This window comes from Catenovulum sp. 2E275 (genome assembly GCF_025515275.1).
Lineage (GTDB): Bacteria > Pseudomonadota > Gammaproteobacteria > Enterobacterales > Alteromonadaceae > Catenovulum.
Genome location: NZ_JAOPFU010000006.1, coordinates 108,850 through 126,937 on the forward strand (window position 1 = coordinate 108,850; position 18,088 = coordinate 126,937).

General features: G+C 36.8%; 16 protein-coding genes. 7 read left to right on the forward strand and 9 right to left on the reverse strand.

The window, feature by feature from the left end; genetic code table 11:
* Positions 1-101: 101 nt before the first annotated feature.
* The 3 genes from N7931_RS05665 to N7931_RS05675 are packed head-to-tail and all read left to right on the forward strand — an operon-like array spanning position 102 to position 1,839.
* Positions 102-470: a DUF2750 domain-containing protein gene (locus N7931_RS05665; RefSeq protein ID WP_262792553.1), complete on the forward strand. Its 369-nt coding sequence runs from the start codon at positions 102-104 to the stop codon at positions 468-470.
* Entirely contained in the window at positions 471-1,361 is an 891-nt protein-coding gene (locus N7931_RS05670) for a DUF72 domain-containing protein (protein WP_262792555.1), read from the forward strand.
* A 49-nt stretch (positions 1,362-1,410) separates the two neighbouring features.
* Positions 1,411-1,839 carry a tetratricopeptide repeat protein gene (locus N7931_RS05675; protein WP_262792556.1) on the forward strand — a complete coding sequence of 143 codons (429 nt, stop codon included), beginning with the start codon at positions 1,411-1,413 and terminating at the stop codon, positions 1,837-1,839.
* A gap of 115 nt (positions 1,840-1,954) precedes the next feature.
* Here the strand turns inward: N7931_RS05675 and N7931_RS05680 are convergent, their stop codons facing one another.
* Positions 1,955-2,560, reverse strand: coding sequence for a phospholipid-binding protein MlaC (locus N7931_RS05680; RefSeq protein WP_262792558.1), 606 nt, complete (start codon positions 2,558-2,560; stop codon positions 1,955-1,957).
* A 144-nt stretch (positions 2,561-2,704) separates the two neighbouring features.
* Here N7931_RS05680 and N7931_RS05685 point away from each other — a divergent pair, with 144 nt between their 5' ends.
* Positions 2,705-3,661, forward strand: coding sequence for a LysR family transcriptional regulator (locus N7931_RS05685; protein ID WP_262792560.1), 957 nt, complete (start codon positions 2,705-2,707; stop codon positions 3,659-3,661).
* Between the two features lie 420 nt (positions 3,662-4,081).
* On the opposite strand, the gene N7931_RS05690 is transcribed toward N7931_RS05685, so the two are convergent.
* From N7931_RS05690 to N7931_RS05725, 8 genes are all read right to left on the reverse strand, one after another.
* Positions 4,082-4,981, reverse strand: a complete 900-nt coding sequence (locus N7931_RS05690; RefSeq protein WP_262792561.1) for a tyrosine-protein phosphatase — start codon at positions 4,979-4,981, stop codon at positions 4,082-4,084.
* A 16-nt stretch (positions 4,982-4,997) separates the two neighbouring features.
* A complete protein-coding gene (locus tag N7931_RS05695; protein WP_262792563.1) occupies positions 4,998-7,532 on the reverse strand; it encodes a TonB-dependent receptor in 2,535 nt (844 codons plus the stop codon).
* A 160-nt stretch (positions 7,533-7,692) separates the two neighbouring features.
* Positions 7,693-8,811, reverse strand: coding sequence for a hypothetical protein (locus N7931_RS05700; RefSeq protein WP_262792565.1), 1,119 nt, complete (start codon positions 8,809-8,811; stop codon positions 7,693-7,695).
* 44 nt (positions 8,812-8,855) lie between these two features.
* The gene (locus N7931_RS05705; RefSeq protein WP_262792567.1) at positions 8,856-9,629 is read right to left on the reverse strand and encodes a hypothetical protein; all 774 of its coding nucleotides are present in this window, start codon (positions 9,627-9,629) and stop codon (positions 8,856-8,858) included.
* A gap of 279 nt (positions 9,630-9,908) precedes the next feature.
* Complete coding sequence (locus N7931_RS05710) at positions 9,909-10,391, reverse strand: YajQ family cyclic di-GMP-binding protein (protein ID WP_262792568.1); 483 nt, start codon at positions 10,389-10,391, stop codon at positions 9,909-9,911.
* A 71-nt stretch (positions 10,392-10,462) separates the two neighbouring features.
* The gene (locus tag N7931_RS05715; protein WP_262792569.1) at positions 10,463-10,840 is read right to left on the reverse strand and encodes a PH domain-containing protein; all 378 of its coding nucleotides are present in this window, start codon (positions 10,838-10,840) and stop codon (positions 10,463-10,465) included.
* 32 nt (positions 10,841-10,872) lie between these two features.
* Entirely contained in the window at positions 10,873-11,652 is a 780-nt protein-coding gene (locus N7931_RS05720) for a class I SAM-dependent methyltransferase (protein ID WP_262792571.1), read from the reverse strand.
* Positions 11,649-12,353: a DNA-3-methyladenine glycosylase I gene (locus N7931_RS05725; RefSeq protein ID WP_262792572.1), complete on the reverse strand. Its 705-nt coding sequence runs from the start codon at positions 12,351-12,353 to the stop codon at positions 11,649-11,651. The genes N7931_RS05720 and N7931_RS05725 overlap by 4 nt, the downstream gene beginning before the upstream one ends.
* Positions 12,354-12,461: 108 nt before the next feature.
* Here N7931_RS05725 and N7931_RS05730 point away from each other — a divergent pair, with 108 nt between their 5' ends.
* From N7931_RS05730 to polA, 3 genes are all read left to right on the forward strand, one after another.
* Entirely contained in the window at positions 12,462-12,995 is a 534-nt protein-coding gene (locus tag N7931_RS05730) for a YfiR/HmsC family protein (RefSeq protein ID WP_262792574.1), read from the forward strand.
* A complete protein-coding gene (locus tag N7931_RS05735; RefSeq protein WP_262792576.1) occupies positions 12,992-14,674 on the forward strand; it encodes a sensor histidine kinase in 1,683 nt (560 codons plus the stop codon). The genes N7931_RS05730 and N7931_RS05735 overlap by 4 nt, the downstream gene beginning before the upstream one ends.
* A 382-nt stretch (positions 14,675-15,056) precedes the next feature.
* Positions 15,057-17,801: a DNA polymerase I gene (polA, locus tag N7931_RS05740; protein ID WP_262792577.1), complete on the forward strand. Its 2,745-nt coding sequence runs from the start codon at positions 15,057-15,059 to the stop codon at positions 17,799-17,801.
* Positions 17,802-18,088 lie beyond the last annotated feature (287 nt).

Sequence of the window (18,088 nt, forward strand, 5' to 3'; positions counted from 1 at the left end):
AGGTGATTGCCGTTACAATATACCCGTGCCACGGGTATACACTTCTAAGCTTGATACTTTTGGCTTAGACTTAACTCTCTCACCAATTTATAGGATTTATTATGAGCGATAATCAACAAGCTTTAATCGACTTTGCTGAAGCAATTCGCGGCGATCAAAAAATGTGGGCATTAACAGCAGGTAATGATGAAGACTGGGTAGTTGTTGACTCACAATTTAACCCGGAAGATGAAGTATTTTTAGTTTGGGATACCCAAGAAGCAGCACAAGCAGCCTGCACCGAAGAGTGGGAAATTTATACACCAAGTGCAATTCCGGTACAGGAATATTTAGATTTTTGGGTTGAAGAACTAGGCGCAGAAGGCGTGTTATTAGGCTTAAACTGGTTAGATGATCAAGAAAATATTGAAGTAAAAATGATAGATTTAGCCAAAGTATTATTAGATACAGGTGTTTATAAAGATCAATAAATGTCTGCCAATGCATTAATCCAATTAGGGTGTCCACAATGGAGTCACCCTAATTGGCAAAACAGCTTTTTCACCGCCAAACTAGCTCAAAATAAGCATTTATCTGAATACGCTCAGTTTTATACCAGTGTAGAAGGTAATACAACGTTTTATGCTCTGCCTTCAGCGCAAACCGTTTTAAACTGGTCAAATCAGGTAACTGACGATTTTAAATTTTGTTTTAAGCTGCCCCAACTGGTTACCCATAAGCAAGGTTTGGCCGCCAGCCATACTGAAATAAAACAGTTTTTTCAGTTATTTGAGCCTATGTTAAACAAGCAACAAATTGCCGCATTTCAGGTACAGCTTCCGCCTTATTTTTCAGCGCAGCATTTACCTGAGCTCACTCAGTTATTAGCAATTTATAGCCAGCAAGTGCCGCTTGCGGTGGAAGTTCGTCATCCCGACTTTTTTAATAAAGGTGAAGCAGAAAAGGCGCTTAACCGTTTATTAATTGAGCATAATGTTGACCGCGTGATGATAGATACCCGACCTGTACATAGCCAGTCGCCCGATAACGCAGCGATTATTGATGCTCAACAAAAAAAGCCAAAAGTGCCAGTTCATGTAATTGCCACCGGCGCTAAACCTATTGTTCGTTTTATTGGACAAACTGATATTAATGCCAATATTGAGTTTATTAAACCTTGGTTAAAACACTTTAAGCTCTGGCTACAACAAGGCAAACAACCTTATTTATTTGTGCATACTGCGGATAATGCTCAGGTACATTCTTTAACTAAAGTTTGGTTGAATATGCTAACTGAAACATTAGGCTATTACCCATTTAAAAATAAACTGACCCCACAGGAGTTAGCTGAGCGAGCACAACCACAGGCTAATTTGTTTTAACAGCCAAAACCCGTACAATTAAATTTACTAAATCAAAAGAGTAACCATAATGACAGATCAAACCAGCCAAACATTAGAGCAAACGCTGGAAACCGCATTTCAGCTTATCGAATCCGGCCAGCAGGATGAAGGAGATAAATTGATCCAGCAGGTCGCTAAAACGCATCCTGAACATTATTTAAGCTTATATGGTTTAGGGCTTATTTCTGCTTTTATGGGTAAACACGAACAAGCCAAACAATATTTTGAACAATCCATAAAAATGGAGCCGGAATATGCCCTATCGCATTATAATCTTGGCTTTTGTTACCAAAAATTAAATCAAACCGATTTAATGATTAAACACTTTTATTTAGCCCTAGAGTCAGCAACAGACGAAGAGTTAGAGTTATTAACTCATGTTGAAGCGGCAATGCAGGAATTTAAAGAGAATTTACCGGCAGGCATAACACTGGAAAGTTTTATTGCGCAAATATAGCTTTTATAACAGGAAATAAAAAAGCCTGCCAAGGGGGTTGGCAGGCAAGGCAGGGTCTTGGGACACCTAATATAGAACTTTTACTAAAACAACAAGTTATGTATAAGCAGATTGGTTAAGAGTTATTTAGCTCTTCAATCACTTTAGTTAAACCAACATCTGAGATACGGCGAACAATTTCTTTTTGTTTTGCACTTAATAAAGAAATCCCTTCGGCAACCATATCATATACTTTCCATTCGCCATCTTGATTTTGGCGCAGCTTAAACTGTAAATCGATTTCAGGCGCGCTTGGGTCTAAAATTTTAGCTTTAACCGTGGCATATTTACCGTCAATTTGCTGAGCGGCCTGATCAAATACCACTTTTTGCCCTTTATAAGCCATTAAAGCATTGGCATAAGTGCTACTTAAATTTTCTTCAACCGCAGCAACAAAAGCTGTAATTTCAGTTTTATTAATCTCACGAATATGTTTGCCCAATAATTTAAATGAGACAAAATTCATATCGACATAAGGGAATAAATCCGATTTAACAATCGCTTTTAGCTCAGCTCGTTTTTGCACTTTGTCGGTTGAATCCAGCTCTGCAATTTGTGCAAATAGCTGCTGACCAACCGTGCTTAACAATTCATTTGGAGATTGTTGGGCAAAACTAAAAGATGAAAACATTAATGTGAAAATTAATGAGGCGCTAGTGAAGAATCTTTTAATCAATTGCATTCTACCTAATAACTAATCAATAAAATTGATTATACGCGATTTATAGATGTTGATTTACCCATTAAATAGCAATTGATTAATGCCAAATAGGCAACAATAAACTATAATTATGCCCTTGAAATATTTTTGTAATAGTGTGCACGTATGGATTTAACCAGCAGATTACTGATTTTTTTAGAAGTGGTAGAGTTAGGCTCGTTTGCGAAAGTTGCTGAGCGGCGTAATATTGATCGCTCTGTGGTGTCAAAACAAGTCAATAAGCTTGAACAAAGTTTAGGGGTCAGGTTATTAAACCGTTCCACCCGCTCTTTTTCGCTAACAGCTGCCGGTGCAGAAATGGTTAAAAAAGCACAGGAAATGCGATTTATTTTAAGTGAAACCGAACAAATTGCTGAAAACTTTCATACAGAGCCTAAAGGATTATTACGGCTAACTAGCTCTTCTATTTTAGGAAAGCGTTATATTCAGCCTGTTATTAACGAATTTCAAAAAGCTTACCCGGAAGTAGACATAGAATTAAGACTTGAAGACCGACTAGTTGATATTATCAGCGAAGGTTACGATTTAGCTTTTCGAGTGGGCCCGCAAAAAGATTCTAATTTGATTTCAAGGCCGCTCGCACCTATCCGTATTTTAATTGCCGCCTCACCTGAGTTTATAAAAACCTATGGCGAGCCAGCTACTATGCAAGATTTAGCCAAACTACCGGCAGCAACTTACGCTGGCGAAACTAAACGCATGGTTGAAATGCCATATATTACTGACAAAGGTGAAGAAACCAGTATTAATATGCGCTGTGTTTTTCAGGCAAACGATGGCGAATTAATTTTATCAAAAGCATTATCTGGCACTGCTTATGCGCCGGTTCCGGCATTTGTGATTGATCAAGAAGTATTAAAAGGTGAATTAGTCCCTATTATGCAGCATGTGAAATTACCGGATTATTATTCAATTAACGCTGTTTACCCGCACCGTGGTTTACCTGTGCGTTCGCAACTATTTTTAGATGCAGTAATGGATTATATTGGCCGTGATAAACCTGTGTGGGAAAAGAATATTCCTAATTTTGATAAAATGTATGGTTATTCTAGGGTCTGTTGACGTTTGATGTACAAATTTTGTTCTAACTAAATGCTTTTTAATCGAGGCGCAGCGTTGAAGGCCTAATGGGTTAAGTCAAAATGCTGCAACAAAGAGTAAAAAGCATTTAGGACGAACCCAAAGGGCAGCGTTTGTTTGGCATTTCTTCTGCGTTGCCCCACATGGATGTGGGGTAAGGTGACTTTGCAGGAGCACAAAGTCTTTATAGCTCATTTATGTAGCTTACTACACGTCAATCGCTATGCCTTGGATAAATACCAAACAAAACTGCTGCAAAATTGTACCCAAAAGATCAACAGACCCTAGTTAAAATAGTTATTTAAAGTTGAGTTTTCAATTACAAAAAAAGCAGCAAATTTTCACTTGCTGCTTTTTATTACTTGCACTTTTTTGGTTACATTAAACCTGAATCAGGGTTAATTATTCCAAAAAATTCGCTCTTAGCTGGGCAATTTGAGCATCTGTTACATTGAGTTCTTGCTTAATGTAATTTTCAACTGAGCCAGCTTCACTTTCCATTTTGGCAAATGCTGCGCGAATATAACTAGGACGCGCACCAGATAATGCTTCTAACGCTGGTTTAGGTAAGCGGGCAAAAGCGGCATACATAGGATCTTTTTTCTGTTCTTCTGTCATACCGTGGATTAAATCCATCTTTAAAACAGATTCAGTTAATACATAATCCTGTTCGATAGTTGCTCTGTCTACCCCTAAAGCAGTTAAGATTAACGCAGCAGCAATACCGGTTCTGTCTTTACCTGCGGTACAGTGAAACAATAAAGGTTCATCTGATTTAACTAACTGTGCAAACATCGCTTGATAATGCGGCTTTTGTGAATCCAGTATGCCCGGATACATATTCGCCATTACATTTTCCATATCTTGCGCTGTGACTTCGCCTTTTTTAAATAACTCAGCAAATGCTTTGGTATCTACATCTAAGTTGTAGTCCCATGCCATTTGATTGACCGGACCAGCCTGCCAATTAGTCACTTCTTTTTGTCTTTCGTGTGTTGCTCTAAAATCAACAATTGTCGCAATCTCTAAACCTTTCAGCTTTTGATAGTCCGCATCTGTTAATTGATGTAAAGCACCTGAGCGATAAATTTTACCCCATTTTACGGTGTGACCATCTGTAGTTTGATAACCCCCTAAATCGCGGAAGTTACGACCACCTTTTAATGCTAATACGCGGGTAAACTCTGACGGCTGACTTTTTTGAACTTGCTCTGCTTGCGCGACTTCAGTAGTTGAACAAGCTGATAATGTGCCTAAAGATAATGCCGTACCTAAAACCATAACTGTATATTTTAATTTCACTTTTTATTCCTTAACCTTAGTAATTTACGCGTACGCCAACTAAATAACGTTTGCCGTATCTTTCTGCTTGATTTGGTGTACGTAAAGTACCTACGTATCGCACATCCGTTTCATCGGTTAAGTTATTAATATTTGCGTATAAAGAAACTCGGCCATCAAACCAATGTAGAGGTAAATCGTAACTTGCTGATAAGTCTACACGTTTTTGAGCATCCCAATATTCGCCCATAGAGTCATTTTCGGTTGTTGATAACCAAGCGTCACGGTGTTGGTAATTCAAACGAATAGATAATGAATCATTTTCATAAAATGCAGAAGCATTAAAAATTGAATCTGAGGTACCCGGCAATGAGAACTTATTGCCCGTTAATGTTTCAAATTCGCTATCGAGGAAAGTTGCATTGGCACTAAAACCAAAACCATCAAACCAACCGGTAGCAAAGTCAGAAAGTTGCACAATAGCGTTTAATTCAATACCACTTAATTTACCATTGTCACCATTAACATAACCTGTGTATTCCCACTGTTCGCCCTCTGCACCCGGTAAGTAGTTACCACCATCAACAAAAGATGAATCAGCATAAATCACATTATCGATACTGCGAGTAAATGCGCCGGCAGAGAATAAGCTAGCATCACCAGCATACCATTCTAAAGCTATATCACCGCCCCAAGCTTCTTCTGCTTCTAAAGCTGGGTTACCACCTTGAACTGTTACCGGAGTATTAGTTAAATCATAAGTTGCTGAACCACGCCACTCATTGTAAGTAGGGCGACTAATTGCAGAAGTTAAAGACATTCTTAATTTAACGTCTTCTTCCAGATTAATATTTAAATGTGCGCTTGGTAACCAGTGAATCACATCATCGCTAAAGCTGGCTTCTGAGCCTTGGCTGGTGTAATCCGTTTGTTCAGCTCGTAAGCCAACAATCCAGTTACCCCAAGTTTGTTCGGTGGTTAACATTGCATAACCAGTCGTAATTTTTTCTTCAATCACAATTTTTTGGTCGTCTGATGGTGTTACGGATAATTCACCAGATGCAGCTTCCCAGTCTTTACGTAACTGTGCATTATTATAATAAGCACCACCAATTGAGTTAGTAAAATCAGTTTCCCAACCAGAATTAGTTAAATATTCTTTAATGTTGATACTTTCTGGAAATGAACCATAACCAGCACTTGCACCAAAACCCTCAGCTTCTTTATCATTCATACTAAAACCAAGGTTTACATAAGAAGATAAGCCAAATAAATTCATATTTCGTTCAGCATCAATTTTGATTTGATCTGACGTAATATCTAATTTTGATTGATAAATCAAAGCCATGTTAACTGCATAGTTATCTACATCACCAATTGTTATAGCTTGGTCTGTGCCCATTTGCGTGAGTGATACTTTAGGGTCATAGATATTGGTTAGATCATAACTCGCGCTAGCCATACCAGCTCTGCTCATTGGCATAGGCAATAGCATGTCATTTTCGGTTTTAGTATGGTTAATACGAGCCTCAACAAACCAGTCGCCTAATTGTAAATCGCTACCTAAGGTTGTTGTAAAAGTTGAGTTTTCGTACGTACCATCCTGCAACATTCGGTTGATCATCACTAAACTTTGGCTGCCGGTTTCACCTAAACCTTGTTCCATTTGCATCGCTTCAGCGCCACTTGCGAAATCAATTGTGTATTGGTTACGCTGCTCATGATCCTGAAATTTTGTCTTTAATGTGCTGATAAAAAAGCGATCTGCAGCAGACCCCGGGCGATATTCAATTCGGCCGCCTACAGCTTGGTCTTCACGTTTAACTTTATAACTTCTAAAATCGAGTGAGTTAACTTGTAATTGATCATCTACAATCTCTAAGTCATATTCACGGTTATCTGTGGTTTGTTCACGACTATTACTTGAACCAAATAAAGTAAAGCCCCATTCATCATTTGACCATGAAGTTCTTAAGCCATATTTAGAAATATCGCCACCACCCAGTTGCTGTTCACCTTTACCTATATCAGCAGATACAGAAAAACCAGCAGTATCAAATGGGTTGAAAGTATTAATATTGATATAACCAGAAATACTTTCACCTGGCATTTTAGCGGTTACAGCTTTGTTGGCTTCAATACGGCTGGTGACAACAGATGGAAAACTATCAAATCTTGGAATACGGCCATTCTCGGCACCTGGAATAATAATACCGTCAATTGCAATACTGGTATAACGGAAAGGTGCGCCACGGAAGTTAATATAACGCGCTTGCCCTTGGTCACGCTCAATCGCTAGACCCGGTACACGACCTAGTGAATCAGCTAAGTTTTGATCAGGGAAACGACCAATTGTATCTGCTGCTACCACATCAACAAAGTTATTTGAGTATTTTTTAGCATCAATAGCCGCTTTTTGACTATCACGAATTGGCGATGCAACGGCAATAACTTCTTCCATCATGACTGCTTCTTCAGCTTCTGAATTATTAGTTTCAGCAGCAATACTGGTATAAGGGATTGCGGATAAACCTAACAATACAGCCAGTGTCGTTTTTTTATAAATGTGCATATTTGTACTCCGTAAAATATCTATAATTTGTTATAAAAAATTGCGTGTATCTGAACTTGTTGGGGCGCATTTTGAGCGGAGTGAGTGACACTTTGGTGACAAAGATATCTATTAAATTAATTAGATATCTCTAAATTTATTTACATTTAAAATCATAAAGTTAAATAGTTAACTCTTGTATTTTTATCATATTTTCTGGGCAATTTAATCGATACCAATAACGCTGAGTTTTACTATCTCGGCGACTTTCAAACAAATAACTTTCAGCCAATTCATCGCCTAAATAGGCTGTTAATTCCTGTTTAATTTTATTACGATTTTGGTCAATTGTTTTTGCTTTCAAACCAAATGACTTTAAGTCATTAACTGCTTTTGCATGACCGTTATAGGTTTCCATTAAATCAATTAATGAGTTAGCTAATGGTTGGCTAGGTTGATTGGTTGCCGGATTTAAAATCCAGCCATCAGAATCCAATTTATGTTTTGCATACCACAAATAATATAAAAATGGCGTTTTAGCTAGTTGGATGGTTAAGCCATGGATTTTTAACGCTTGTGATTGGGCATCAAATTCAATTGAATTTTCACTACAGGCAATTGCAAACGCGCGATTTAAATCATCAGGATTTTTTTTCAAAGCACAGCAAAACCAAGCAAAATGATGAGCGTGCCATGTTTTAATTTCTTTTTTGTCTGCACACCAGCTCAGTAAATCAGCAATACTTAAAATATTGATTTGGTTTTCAGCCAAGAAATCAAATACTTGTTGCTGCATTGCATTTAATGTTTGGTATTGTTTAGCACAATTAATTGCCTGCTGTTGCGTTAGTTTAAACGCTAAAAATTTATCGCGCAGTGTTTTAGTTTGTTGGTTTACCGGAACCGGCAGCATAAAAATAGCAATCACCGCAAGCCCTGCAATTACACTACTCGCAATCAGTAAATTTAAACCAATAATTTGATACTCTAAATAAAATTTCAGTTGCGTTTTTATTTTAGGTAAATCGACATAAATGATTTTATTGGGGTTAATTCCATCCCGAGTTTGATTAGTGATAAATGCTGTGACCGGACTTAAAAAAAGGTTATTGCTGAAATAAACCGTTTGCAGATCGCCATTAATCTGCCTGAATAAACGTGCTGATTCTTCATCTTTGCTATTTAAGCCTTGAAGTATTTCACTCCCTACTTTTTGATTTAGTTTTTCAGATAACTGATGTTGAATACTGCTAGCAACTTGGTATTGAGCATAAAAGTATCCAAAAGTAAAAAAAGCCAACGTTAATACCGTAAATAGTATTAGATGTTTCGTTATTTTATTGGTTAATAACATAGTTCTTTCACATCATCCGGTAGGTTCAAGTGGATAAGATCTCGCTCAAATACACTATAAACAGGTTTCATTGCCTCAAGCATTGCGCACTGAGCTAGCTTGGGTGTATCCAGCGAAATAAACAAACTAAATGCAACCGCATTATCATCAATCAATAATTTATGAACAGGTCGCTGAAGTGACGACTCAAGCCAAGCGCCGCTGCTTATCATATCAACCTCACCGTGACGAAAAGCTGCATATAAACTTAATCCATCTGGGTAATGTACTATCTGCTCTGTCGCTAAGTTAATATTGGCTTGTTTAAGTGAACTCAACGGCAAAATATAGTGAGAATGGCTGACTTTTGAATCCAGTACACCGATTTTTTTATCCTGTAAAAAAGCTTGAGTTAGTTCAAGATTTGGCTGATGGCTATACCAATACACTTTATAACCATCCACTTTGATTAAGGTTTTAAAATAGTTTTTATAATTGGGCAGCACACCAGCAAAATTTTGTTCGCGGCTCCAAACAACCTGATATTCGCCATTTAATAATGGCTCTGCACTTAAACTTTCGCGTGGTGGCCAAAGCACTTTTACTTTGCTATATGACGCTTGTATTGCAGGATGATGACATAAACTATTAATAATTTTATCAACATCTAACGATGACGCAGTTAAAAATGTAAATGTTGGCAGCTCAGCAGTTTCATCAATTATGCATGAAACCTGATCGTAGCGATCCAGCTCGATTTGGGCTTGGCCAGGCCTAATCAACAATAAGAAACCGCAAAAAACAATACTGATAATTGAAAAGACCGCCAACCAATAGTGTTTTGGTGACATAATTTAAAGACTAATCTAACCATAAATATGACAGCTAGATTAATACTGAACAATGACACTTACATGACGAAAAAATGTCAAAACTGAAACATTCGTAATGGGGTGAAGTATGAATTAAATTGATGAGGAGCAGTCAGTTAACAACTGATGAAGAACTTATCACCATCAGTTGTTCTTAAATCTTACTTAGAATTAAGGTTAAGTAGAAGCAGTTTAATCTCTAAAGTTATTAAACTGGAAAGGTAATTCCAAATCAGAGCCTCGAATTAACTGCATTACAGCTTGTAAGTCATCTCGCTTTTTACCAGTAACCCGAACTTGCTCACCCTGTATTGAAGCTTGCACCTTTAATTTACTGTCTTTGATTAACTTAACGATTTTTTTAGCCGTTGGTGCATCAATTCCCTGAATAAAAGTTGCGGTTTTACGAAAGGTTTTGCCAGAATGCTCAGTATCGCTTAGTTTAATTGATCTTGGATCAACATTGCGTTTAGCTAATTGACCACGCAACATGGTAACCATTTGATCTAACTGAAAATCTGCTTCGGCAATTAATTTGATCGAATCTTTATTATATTCAAACTCGGCTTCAACCCCTTTAAAGTCAAAACGGGTTGATAATTCACGCTGCGAATTATCTGCTGCGTTACGGATTTCTTCTTGTTCGGTTTCAGTGACTATGTCAAATGAAGGCATTTTATTAATTCCTGTATTATTTTATTGTCCGCATTTTACCACAAGCCGGGCAGTTGGATAACAAAGCAAAATTATCCTAATGCATAATTTGCTAAGGCTTGCTGTATTCCCACAACCGTTTCGCCATTTTTTAAATCACGTTTAATCGCATCAGAGCTACCACTAATCCAAATCTTAAGCTCTGACTCCAAATCAAAATGGCCTGCGGTTTCTAACGAAAAATGCGAAATCGCTTTATAAGGGATGGAGTGATATTCTACTTTTTTCCCTGTCATGCCTTGTTTATCAATTAAGATCAGCCTTTTATTAGTAAAAACATACATATCGCGGATTTCTTTACAGGCATAAGTAACCTGTTCTTCGCGGCCTAAAATAGGCGACAACTCATCTTCTACTTTTGCAGAATCAACCTGACTGGCATTTCCCATTAATCCGTCTAATAATCCCATTATAAGTTTCCTCTTTGTAAGTGCTGGTTTGATTAAACATTAACTAAATATATATCAAATCTATGTTTTTTTGAATCGACTGTAAAATCGGGTTTTTCATTGTTTAATGGCTCAGCATAATCCGGCCGTTTTACAACAATACGTTTTAACGCTATTTTTTTTGCACTTACCAGCAGACCATCCGAATCTAAATCTGCTCCCACCAAACTTTGAAATACTTTCATTTCTTTTTTTACTGCGGCAGATTTTTTTTTATGCGGATACATAGGATCTAAATAAACCACATCTGGTTTATCAGCTGCTAAAGACGCTAAAATATTTTGCTCATCCAATGCTGAACCGTAAATCAACTTTAACCTTTGTGCGACCCAACCGCCAATTTCAGAGTCTTGCTTTGCTCGCGCTAAGCCGTCATATAATAAAGCCGCTACAGCAGAGTTGCGTTCAAGCCAAGTTACCTGACAACCTAAAGCCGCCAATACAAAACCATCGCGCCCTAACCCAGCGGTAGCATCTAATACGGATGGTCTGTAATTAGGTTTAATGCCAACAGCTCTGGCAATCACCTCTTTTTTAATGCTGGCTTGATTTCTGCGGTAATCCGATTGAGAGCTACATAAATCAACTAAAATACCACCTTGGTTTTTTACCTCAGTTTGAAATAAACAAAGCTGATTATTTTCCCATACCAGTTGTAGCGGATATTCAATATTTTCAGTTAATTTAAACTGAAATAATTGGGCTAACTGTTGCAGATTAAGATTGTTATCAATCTCGGTTTTAGCCGCGCGAATACTTAGTGCAGGTATCATTCAGGTTCACCTTGCATGCCAACCCAGTTATCACCGACACCATAAGCAATTAATTGGCTAAGCGTTTGTAAACTTAAACCGGATTCTTGCTGCCACTGGTTAAAACAGTTTTGAATAATGTTGAGATTGCGCAAGCTGGTTAATCCACCTTCGATTAATTTTTGGCTTCTGAAATAAGCCTCAATATCCTGAGTTAATAAAAACGTATCTTTGCCTAACGCTCTTAATGCATAAGGGCCAGTATTTCCGCCTAAACGCTGACCATGCTTTTTAAGGTAAAGCCAGAGCTGAATAATTTCTGAGCTTGGATATTCCGCTAACCACTGAGCAAAACTTTGCTGTTTTTCAATTTGAATGTCGTGGATCATTAAAGCATTGGCTCGAATGGTCATCACTTTTTTGGCATTGCGAATAATGGCTGGGTCTTGTGCTCGTTTTTCAAGTAACTCATCCGGCATCATCAATACTTTATCTATTTCAAAATTAAAAAATAAGCGCTCAAACTCAGCCCATTTATTTTCAACTACTCGCCAGACAAAACCAGATTGAAAGATCTTTTTAGTAAAAGCAGATAAAATTCGGCTATCATCCAGTTTTGCAATTTGCGAATCTGGCAAAGCTGAAGTTAATAAAAAACGTAAAGCCTGTTCGTCACCTTTACGTTCACAAGCTCGATTATATATATTGTCAAAATGTTCCATAATTACCTAAAGATTAATTTTTTTAACATTTATATTGCAGCGATCTAGCGAGAATTCTAAACTAGGGAAACTTTTACCCCTAGAAACATAAAAATGATAAGGACAAACGTGCCCCAAGCATTTCAAATACTGCTTTTACCTATTTTGTTTATCTACTCTTTGGCTTCACAAGCTGAAGATAATGCTGCACATAAGTCTATGGTTTTATTCCAAACTTTAAAACATATAGATTGGGGTAGTTCCAAGGGGGTAAATAAACCACTTAACTTTTGCAGTTTAACACAAAACGAGCATTCAGCAGCCCACCGTCTGGCACTTAAACAGGTAATAAAAAGCGGACAAAATTTAGTTTATTTTCATCATTTTTATCAACTTGAAGATTTAACAGATTACAATTTAGAATTTGGTTGTGATATTTATTATTTTGATAATGTATTTAGTCAACTCAATATTCGTCAAAATTTAGCAACGGCAATTCAGCAAAGAAGTGTAACTATAGGCAATAGTGAAACATTTTTACTGCAAAATGGTACTATGGCGTTTATAGAAAAAACAAACCAATTAAATTTATACTTAAATCCCCACCAAAGCTTAGTACCAACTACTCAACCTTTGTCACTTTATCTGAGCACGCCTGAATGAAAATAGTAAAGACGCCTAGCTGGGTAATCATATTAATTTGCTTTTTAATTGGTTGTTTTGCTTCATTTAAAGCAAAACAACAACTTGCAAAGTTTGAAGAAACTATATGGTTAAACTCTGCATCAGAAGCGAATCAAGCTTTTGCAAATAAACTAACTATCTTATTTAATAACAAGATAGAATACCTCCCGGATTTTTTGTCATATGTGGTTTCTCAACCTGATTTAAACAAAGCAGGGCTAGATAAGTTTGCTGAATCTTATTTAATCCATCATCCAGCTACAGATGAAATTTCGCTCGGCTATTATCAAATTATTGATAATAGGCTAAGTCATCAGTGGTCATTTGGTACAGCTCGCTCTTATCAAAGTGATGACACACTGAAATCAGAATTATTCAGTTTATTTCGTTTGGCAAAAGCAACCCCTGACACCTTGCTTTATCAGTTAACCAACCCTAGAGAATTTTCAGAGCAAAATTTACTGATAGGCCAATATATAGAAGCACCTAATCAAGGTTTTTTTATATTTGGTATCATAGACCTAAGTACTCTCAACTATCAAATCAATAAAGAGTTAGTTCCTGATAATTTGTTAATTAACTTATCTTTTTTAAACCATAATCAAAAAAATTTATTTAGTTGGCAATACAATGAAGTGATTGGGAACCCTGATATTGTGACACTGCCACCTATTTATACATCAAACTGGCAAATAAGTACCCAAGTAATACCTAAATTTAAGAATGGTATAAATTCTGATAAATCAAATAAAATATTAAGTGCGGGTATAGTACTCAGTATGCTAATTGCTTGCTTCATAATTTTTTTAGCTTGGTTACGCCACCTTGTAAAGCTTGATTTAAAAGCGGTACAAGCAGAATTAATAGAATCAATGACTCAAAAAAACATTGCGCAGGAAAACTTAAAGCGAAGTGCTAAATTATCGGTTTATAGCCAGCTCGCCCCAAAAGCAATTCATTCAATACCACCTTATATTAGTAATGTAATCAAAGCCTGTAGTTCATTAGAAGAAAAAGGCATACATTTAAAGAATTTAATTAAAGAAAAAAAAGCGACAAAAACACAATACCTTTCCTATCTAGAAAATACTGTATTGTTAGCCCGTGGTTCGGCTGAAAACATGTTAAAAGCAGGTGAATCTTTATATAACCTTGAAAAAATAAAACTAGAGCTTGAACAGGATCCTCTCCGGCAAATCCACTTGCAGACACATATTCAAGAGCTGGTTGATACATATAAAAATGCGCATAAGAATATCAACTTTGTAATTACAGTAGCGCAAGATTTAATTATTCAGAGCTATCCTGGCTCGCTCACACACCTACTAACAATTTTTCTTAATAATAGTCTTGAGCACGGTTTTAAAAATAGAAATGATAAAGTACTCATGATTGAGGCCACTTATAATAAGAAAAAAGATATGATTAATATTCGAGTTGAGGATAACGGATTAGGGATAGAACCGGAGCTACTTGAAGCAATGCTCAATCAACAACCTCACCCATTATGCACTGGTATAGGCTTAAGTCTGGCCAAAGAAATTACCGAAGCACAACTAGGCGGCGAATTAGATATAAAAAGTAAATATGAGCGCTACACTCGAATTAGTTTATTACTCCCTAAAAAAATAAATGCAGAACAAAATAAGGGTAACTAATTGTCATGACGACTTATAATTTTTATTTATTAAGTAAGTAAAAAACGAGTTAAAAGATTACTGGATTTTCTATTTGTTAAAGGGTAGATTAACCGACCACTAACGGCACAAAGCTGTACTATTAAAAACAAAAAGGAAATTTATCCAAAAATCTTTCCACACCTTTGTTTTATATAGATAAAAATTTAAGGATATAAAAATAACATTAGAAATCAAAAAGATAAAAACAAAAATAAAGATTCCAAATACTTATAACACTCATGCTCTAAACTTTTTCAACAAAGTTATCCACAGATTACACAATTTGTTTTGTGGAATTCACTGTGCCCGAAACAATTTTATTTTATACTCTGACAAATTCTAAAAAACGGTCTTTTTACTTATGAGCAAAATTGCAGATAATCCACTTATCTTAGTTGATGGTTCTTCTTATTTATTCCGCGCTTTTCATGCGCCACCTCATTTAACAAACTCTAAAGGTGAACCTACGGGTGCCATTTATGGCGTAGTTAATATGCTACGTAGCTTAATTAATAAATTTAAGCCAACTCAGATGGCCGTTATTTTTGACGCTAAAGGTAAAACATTTCGGAATGATATGTATGCCGAATATAAAGCTAACCGCCCACCAATGCCGGATGATTTACGGATTCAGATTGAACCTCTGCATAAAATAATTAAAGCTTTAGGTTTACCTTTAATTAGTATTGAAGGCGTTGAAGCTGACGATGTTATTGGCACACTAGCTAAACAAGCCAGCGAACAAAAACGCCATGTTTTGATAAGCACTGGCGATAAGGATATGGCTCAGTTAGTAAACCCGCATGTCACTTTAATCAATACGATGACAGATACCGTATTAGATGAAGAAGGCGTTAAAAATAAATTTGGGATTGGACCTGAGTTAATTATCGATTATTTAGCTTTAATGGGTGACAAAGTCGATAATATTCCCGGTTTACCTGGCGTTGGTGAAAAAACCGCATTAGCTATGCTGCAAGGTATAGGTGGAATGGATAAATTGTACGAGAATCCAGAAAAAGTCTCGGAGTTATCTTTCCGTGGTTCAAAAAGCATGCCTACCAAATTAATCGATAACGAAAAAGAAGCCAGGTTATCTTATGAATTGGCAACGATTAAAACGGATGTTGAACTTGAAATTACTTTTGATCAATTAAATATTGATACACCAGATCAAGCCCAGTTAATTGAGCTTTATAAAGAAATGGAATTTAAGCGCTGGTTGTCAGAAGTTATAGGTCAGGAGCAATCGACTCAGGCTGACAGCGAAGTGGAAGAAATCGCAGAAAAAGTTGAGGGGAATTACAGTTGTATTCTGGATAAAACAGAATTTAATCTGTGGCTGGCAAAATTACAGAGTGCTGAATTAATTGCATTTGATACTGAAACAACCTCACTTAACTATATGCAAGCTGAAATTGTCGGTGTATCTTTTTGTATAAAACCGGGTGAAGCAGCTTATGTACCTGTTGCCCATGACTATGATGATGCGCCAGAGCAACTAGAAAGAAATTGGGTGTTAGCTCAATTAAAACCTTTATTGGAAGACCCTGACAAGGCTATTGTTGGTCAAAATTTAAAGTACGATAAGCATGTTTTAGCTAACTACAATATAAACTTACAAGGGATTGCCCATGACTCAATGATCGAGTCTTATGTTTATAACAGTGTGGGGACACGCCATGACATGGATAGTTTAGCGCTTAAATATTTAGGTCATAAAAATATTAGCTTTGAAGAAATAGCTGGTAAAGGGGCTAAACAATTAACGTTTAATCAAATTAGCCTTGAGCAAGCTGCACCTTATGCCGCAGAAGATGCAGATATAACACTACAGTTACATAATAAGCTGTGGAATGAACTTTCTAAAGATGAAAAACTAAAAACCGTTTATCAAGAAATTGAATTGCCACTTATCCCTGTTTTAAGCCAAATAGAACAAAATGGGGTATTAATTGATATTCATCAACTCTCAAAACAAAGTCAAGATATCTTACTCAGGTTAGATGAGCTAGAAAAAGAAGCTTATGATATTGCAGGTGAAGAGTTTAATTTAAGCTCAACCAAACAATTACAAGCGATTTTATTTGAAAAGTTAAACCATCCTATTATTAAGAAGACCCCAAAAGGCGCACCTTCAACCGCGGAAGAAGTTTTACAAGAATTAGCTTTAGATTTCCCTCTACCTAAGTTGTTAATGGAATATCGCGGATTAGCCAAGTTAAAATCAACTTATACTGACAAATTACCTTTAATGGTCGCCAATAAAACAGGCCGGGTGCATACTTCATATCACCAAGCTGTCACCGCGACTGGGCGTTTGTCATCAACAGATCCTAACTTACAGAATATTCCAATTCGTAATGAAGAAGGTCGAAAGGTTCGCAAAGCATTTGTAGCCAGAGAAGGCTACAAAATCATGGCCGCAGATTATTCTCAAATTGAGCTTAGAATCATGGCACATTTATCCGCAGATAAAGGTTTATTAACCGCATTTTCTGAAGGTCAAGATATACACAGAGCAACAGCCAGTGAAGTATTTGATACACCATTAGAAGAAGTAAGTTCAGAACAACGCAGAAACGCCAAGGCAATTAACTTTGGGCTGATTTATGGTATGTCTGCCTTTGGCTTATCGCGCCAACTGTCGATCCCAAGAGGAGAAGCCCAAAAATACATGGATCTATATTTTGAGCGTTATCCGGGTGTGCTTGAATATATGGAAACAACTCGTGAGTTTGCAGAAGAACATGGTTATGTAGAAACGATTTTTGGCCGTCGCTTACAACTACCAGATATCAAAGCCCGTAATGGCGCAATACGCAAAGCCGCACAACGTGCAGCGATTAATGCTCCAATGCAAGGAACCGCAGCTGATATCATCAAATATGCAATGATCAAAGTGGATAAATGGATTAAAGAACTTAACAGCTCAGACATTATAATGATAATGCAAGTACATGATGAATTAGTTTTTGAAGTGAAAGAAAGTTTTGTTGATGAAGCTCAAACTAAAATCCAACAAATCATGCAAGATGCAGCAAAGTTAGATGTTCCTTTATTAGTTGAAGCCGGTGTCGGTGATAACTGGGATGAAGCCCACTAATTCCATTAACAGCATCATAAAATTAAAAGGCGATAGGTAAGTTTCACTATCGCCTTTTTTATTGCTCTAACAGAATGATTTTGTCAGGCGATTGTGGTGTAGATTACCAATGCTTTTAACTCAAGGTTGTGAGTTACAAAGTTGAAAAACAGGTAAATATGTGTAATTCGTTTTTGCTATGATTAAAAATCAAAACAAAAAAAGCCCGGCTCTTTCGAGTCGGGCTTAATATCTTGTGCTCATCTATCGAGCAAATTAAGAGCCTGGCAGTGTGCTACTCTCACATG

Excerpts from the sequence above, each read along its gene's own strand:
- N7931_RS05665 (WP_262792553.1), top strand. The coding sequence starts at position 102 with ATGAGCGATAATCAACAAGCTTTAATCGACTTTGCTGAAGCAATTCGC.
- N7931_RS05670 (WP_262792555.1), top strand. The coding sequence starts at position 471 with ATGTCTGCCAATGCATTAATCCAATTAGGGTGTCCACAATGGAGTCAC.
- N7931_RS05675 (WP_262792556.1), top strand. The coding sequence starts at position 1,411 with ATGACAGATCAAACCAGCCAAACATTAGAGCAAACGCTGGAAACCGCA.
- N7931_RS05680 (WP_262792558.1), bottom strand. The coding sequence starts at position 2,560 with ATGCAATTGATTAAAAGATTCTTCACTAGCGCCTCATTAATTTTCACA.
- N7931_RS05685 (WP_262792560.1), top strand. The coding sequence starts at position 2,705 with ATGGATTTAACCAGCAGATTACTGATTTTTTTAGAAGTGGTAGAGTTA.
- N7931_RS05695 (WP_262792563.1), bottom strand. The coding sequence starts at position 7,532 with ATGCACATTTATAAAAAAACGACACTGGCTGTATTGTTAGGTTTATCC.
- N7931_RS05710 (WP_262792568.1), bottom strand. The coding sequence starts at position 10,391 with ATGCCTTCATTTGACATAGTCACTGAAACCGAACAAGAAGAAATCCGT.
- N7931_RS05715 (WP_262792569.1), bottom strand. The coding sequence starts at position 10,840 with ATGGGATTATTAGACGGATTAATGGGAAATGCCAGTCAGGTTGATTCT.
- N7931_RS05720 (WP_262792571.1), bottom strand. The coding sequence starts at position 11,652 with ATGATACCTGCACTAAGTATTCGCGCGGCTAAAACCGAGATTGATAAC.
- N7931_RS05725 (WP_262792572.1), bottom strand. The coding sequence starts at position 12,353 with ATGGAACATTTTGACAATATATATAATCGAGCTTGTGAACGTAAAGGT.
- N7931_RS05735 (WP_262792576.1), top strand. The coding sequence starts at position 12,992 with ATGAAAATAGTAAAGACGCCTAGCTGGGTAATCATATTAATTTGCTTT.
- polA (WP_262792577.1), top strand. The coding sequence starts at position 15,057 with ATGAGCAAAATTGCAGATAATCCACTTATCTTAGTTGATGGTTCTTCT.